Annotated in this window: 1 protein-coding gene; it reads left to right on the top strand. The window is 39.1% G+C overall.

Annotated elements, in window-relative coordinates:
- Positions 1-239, top strand: a 239-nt coding sequence (locus tag ACS8FD_RS23560; protein ID WP_439277634.1) for a YidC/Oxa1 family membrane protein insertase, incomplete at its 5' end; no start/stop codon positions are given.
- Positions 240-553: the final 314 nt, after the last annotated feature.

The following is a 553-nucleotide window of genomic DNA, read 5'->3' as shown; positions in this document are numbered from 1 at the left end:
TGCTGATGGGTGCTTCTATGTTCATACAGCAGCAGCTAAACCCACAGCCAGCGGATCCTATGCAAGCAAAAGTAATGAAATTTTTGCCGATTATCTTTACCGCTTTTATGCTATTCTTCCCAGCAGGTCTAGTATTGTATTGGACGGTGAACAACTTGTTTAGTATGACGCATCAGTATATTGTGAATAAAAAGGTAGAAGAAGAACAGAAACAGCGCACTGTTAAAGTACTTGATTAGTTTGAATAAGAGCCTTTGAATAAAAAAACCATCGTGCAAACGGTGGTTTTTTTTATAGGTAATTTGTTTATAATATTTTTTGCTGGTAGGTAAGCAGAACGCTAATACAGCGTCATAAAAGCTCAAACATGTACCCTACATTAGGATATAAAGTTTGCTTTGTCAGGCTGGGTTTAGGCGTCTATAATGGAGCTTTTAGTTAATGAGAATAACTTTGAATTCTTTACAGACGACGCAAGCCTTATCTGATTCATCTGGAAAGTCTAAGCCATCCGGTTTGGCTACGATTGCCGCGATTGCCACACCACTTGGGC

This window comes from Psychrobacter sp. 1U2, from assembly GCF_051847575.1.
This window is presented reverse-complemented; position numbering and strand designations above follow the sequence as displayed.